Annotated in this window: 4 protein-coding genes; 1 reads left to right on the top strand and 3 read right to left on the bottom strand. The window is 47.5% G+C overall.

Annotation, left to right across the window (positions count from 1 at the left end):
• Positions 1 to 67: 67 nt before the first annotated feature.
• Entirely contained in the window at positions 68 to 1,252 is a 1,185-nt protein-coding gene (locus B9J84_RS11180) for an NnrS family protein (RefSeq protein ID WP_094124146.1), read from the top strand.
• A 120-nt stretch (positions 1,253 to 1,372) separates the two neighbouring features.
• Here B9J84_RS11180 and dapD read toward each other — a convergent pair whose 3' ends face one another.
• The 3 genes from dapD to B9J84_RS11195 form a co-directional block, all read right to left on the bottom strand.
• Positions 1,373 to 2,404 carry a 2,3,4,5-tetrahydropyridine-2,6-dicarboxylate N-succinyltransferase gene (gene dapD / locus B9J84_RS11185; protein WP_094124147.1) on the bottom strand — a complete coding sequence of 344 codons (1,032 nt, stop codon included), beginning with the start codon at positions 2,402 to 2,404 and terminating at the stop codon, positions 1,373 to 1,375.
• A 248-nt stretch (positions 2,405 to 2,652) separates the two neighbouring features.
• Complete coding sequence (locus tag B9J84_RS11190; protein ID WP_010318120.1) at positions 2,653 to 2,952, bottom strand: YebG family protein; 300 nt, start codon at positions 2,950 to 2,952, stop codon at positions 2,653 to 2,655.
• Between the two features lie 97 nt (positions 2,953 to 3,049).
• A partial coding sequence (locus B9J84_RS11195; RefSeq protein ID WP_094124148.1) for a LysR family transcriptional regulator occupies positions 3,050 to 3,870 on the bottom strand: 821 nt, incomplete at its 5' end.

Raw genomic sequence — 3,870 nt, forward strand, 5'->3', positions numbered from 1 at the left:
TTAAATTGTTGCTTGTGGTGTTGGTCGTCTGTCATGATATCCACCACCACCGCCGTAAGAGGTCACAGTGCTCAATATTACCGATATACAAGTAGAACAACGCATACCCGCTTGGTTGCGCCTTGGTTTTCGTCCCTTTTTCCTACTTGGTAGCGTATATGCCGTTTTAGCGGTGACGTTATGGGTCTGGATGTTTCAAACCGGTCAGCCATCGGCATTGCAAGTTCCTGCGCTGTGGTGGCATGTACATGAAATGCTGTTTGGTTTTGCTATGGCAATTGTGGTCGGTTTTCTATTGACTGCCGTACAGAACTGGACTGGCATTAATGGCACGAAACATTATCGCTTAGCCGTGTTAGTCGCCTTGTGGCTAGCGCCTCGAATCTTATTGTGGACGCCGACACCTTTGTGGGTCATCTCTTCTGTCGAAGCGCTTTTTTTGGCCGCTTCAGCCTATGAAATTGGCCGCCGAGTAGTGCAAGCGAAAGGCTGGAAAAATCTCTTTTTTGTGCCGCTGTTTATTTTAGCGATCGGCGCGAACTTTGCGAGTTATGCCACCATTAAAGGAATGCCGCCCTTTAGCTCGGCGGCGGTATGGCAGGCGATGTTGTGGTGGTTCACATTGTTGCTATCAGTCATGGGAGCACGCGTGATCCCTTTCTTCAGCGCAAGGCGTTTTAACTTTCAAAAAGCACAGCCATGGGTATGGCTCGATTGGTTAGCCAATGCACCCATTGCGGCCTTGTTTATTTTGAGTTTCTTCCCGCTGACGATGGTGCAGATTGGTCAGCCTATCATGTTACTGGCTGGGTTAGCGCAGTGGGTACGTTGGATGCGTTGGAAACCATGGCTAACATTGAGTGAGCCTCTGGTTTGGTCGCTGCACGCTGCGTATGCCTGCATTCCTTTGAGCTTATTACTGCGCGGGTTAATTGATGATGTATATGTCACTCATAACCTGATCCATCTCTTTGCCATTGGAGCCATCTCAGGCTTGATTTTGGCGATGATTGCACGCGTCACTATGGGGCATACCGGTAGGGCAATTTATCAAGGGCCTAAAATGAGTATCGCGTTTGCGGCTTTGATGATGTCGGCATTGGTACGCAGCCTCGGTGTCGCCTTTCTCCCAGCGCAACTCTTTTTGATGGTGAACATCAGCGCCGCACTCTGGATCTTGGCTTTTACTCTGTTTGTGTGGAAATTTGGCACGATGTTACTTACGCCGAGAGTCGATGGCCATCCGGGATAACGGTTTGGCTCGTAACGTGGAAGTAGCAAAATAAAAAAGTAGAAAGTAGCCTAGCAGTAGAAAGCGCGCCAAAGAAAAAGGCTTGGCACATCGCCAAGCCTTTTTATCAGAAAAACTGGATCAGTTATGGCTGTGCAGCATGCTGTTCAGTTCAACGGCTGATTTATTGACTAAACACTCAATTTGACCTGTGATCGAGTTGCGACGGAAAAGTAGATCCGATACACCAGCTAAATCACGTGCTTTAACGATCTCCACTTCTTGGCCTTGGTTATCGAGCATACGCACTTTAGTACCAGCAGTTACATATAAACCTGATTCTATCGTGCAGCGATCGCCGAGTGGGAAACCTAAGCCTGCATTTGCGCCAAGCAGTGAGTTTTCACCGATAGAGACCACGACCTTACCGCCGCCAGAAAGCGTACCCATGATAGAAGCGCCACCGCCGATGTCCGATCCATTACCAACAACCACACCAGCAGAAATACGCCCTTCAACCATGCTCACGCCTGTTGTACCAGCGTTGAAGTTGATAAAACCTTCATGCATCACAGTGGTACCTTCGCCCACGTGCGCGCCAAGGCGAACGCGCGAGGTATCCGCAATACGGATGCCCGCTGGGACAATGTAATCAACCATTTTCGGGAATTTATCGACACAATCTACCGTTAAAGCTCGGCCTGCAAGGCGAGCTTCAATTTGACGATCCGCTAGTTCAGGTAGATCGATAGGACCCTCATTGGTCCATGCGATGTTGTGCAGCAGGCCAAAAATACCATCAAGCACAGTACCGTGTGGTTTCACTAAACGGTGTGAAATCAGTTGTAGCTTCAAAAAGCCTTCAGCGACTGATTGAGGTTGTTGGTCGGAAGCTAAAATAACCAGCACCAGTGGTTGTGAGGCGTTAGCGGCTTTATCGGCAAAACTGGCATTGTTAGCCTGATCATGTCGAGCAAATATCGCGGCGAGTTGGGCGCTTTGCTCAGTTGAGATGTCGATATACTGGTTGCCTTCGCCATAACCAGAGACTTGAGCAAGCTCGCTTACTAGTGCGTCACTTGGGTTGAGAATTGGCGCTGGAAAAAACGCTTCAATAATTTTTCCATCACGGTTTTTGGTTGCCGTGCCAAAGGCAAGTGCAAAGTAAGCCATTTTGATATCTCCATGTTGTCACTATTGATGCGCTCGCCAGCGTAGGTTGAGCATCATTGCGGCGCACTCGATTTATCAAGCATCATAAAGAGTGAGGCAGGGGTAGGAAAGGGCAAAAGAGGAGAAAGTCCGTAAAACGATACCTTTTGTCTTTTTAGCGATGTATTTCTTTAGACAGAAATATAAAACCGCTGACGAAGCAGCGGTCTTTTCACGTTCTATTATCTTAAGTTAAGCGTTTAATCGCCTTAAGCTGCATCTTCTTCTGGTGCTTCGTCTTTTACCGCTTTGGCTTTTTTAGGCTTAGCCGGTGCAGGCTTGCGCTTTGCGCCAAGTGCGTAAAGCACTTCTTCTTTGTTTTGCGCTAAGAACATCGCCAAAGCTTCTTGCTTGGCTTCATCTTCTAGCAACTCACTTTTCCCTAACAGTTCGAAAAGCTCATCTGCCATATCGAGCATTTTGTCATAAGCGTCAGCGTCTGCTTTAGAGGTAAAAGTCATCTTTTCTTCTCCGTTGCGTTCCACCACGTACTTGACGATTACAGCCATGGTTAATCCTCTAACTTAGTCATTAATTCTACTGGCTGTTTATACAGTTTTTAAACCATGAAGTCTAGGTGAGCAGGAAAAAGTGAGAGGTGGATGGCTACTCTTTGTTCCATTGATAACAAAATTCAATAAAGTGTTTGAGCAGTGGGCTTTGGTATTTTTCTTTATGCACCAATAGCCAAAAACGGCGTTTCATGTCCAGCGGAACATCGAGTCTTTTAACCCGGCCATCTTGCAGTGCTGAATGCGCAGCAAGGGTGGATAAACAGCCCAAACCTAACCCTGCCGAAACACTGTTGATTAAGGCTTCAGTGGTATTCAATTCAAAGGCTTCATGCCACTGCTCAAGTCGTGGTGCGATAGCCCGTAAGAAAAACTCTCGCGAGCCAGAACCCGCTTCGCGCAATACCCATTGGCTCTGTTCGAAATCATTGAGGGTGAGCTGATTTATCATTGTGAGTGGATGTTCGGGTGCGCAAATAATACACATTTCATCGTGTGAAAAAGGCGTTGAAATCAGCTCTGGGTGCAGTGTTTTTCCTTCAATTAACGCAAGATCCAGTTCGTAATCGACCAACTTTTGGCAAATCAGCGCCGAGTTGGAAATAAACAAACTTTGCGAGATGTGTTGGGTTTGCTGGCGAAATTGACTGAGTAGATAAGGCGCAACATGGTTGCCAATCGTATCACTGGTACCAATGCGCAATTGGCCTGCGAGGGTTTGCTCACTGTCAAACAGTTGGTTGATGTTGCTCGCACGGCTTAGCAGTTCATCGGCGAGCGGCAACAGTTTTTGTCCCTCTTGATTGAGGATTAAACGGTTATTGACCCTATCGAACAGCGCATGCCCAAGCTGTTTTTCCAGTTCAGACAGTGACATGCTCACGGCCGCTTTTGACAAAAACAGCGCCTCTGCAG

The organism is Vibrio sp. V03_P4A6T147 (assembly GCF_002241085.1).
In the GTDB taxonomy this organism is placed as follows: domain Bacteria; phylum Pseudomonadota; class Gammaproteobacteria; order Enterobacterales; family Vibrionaceae; genus Vibrio; species Vibrio anguillarum.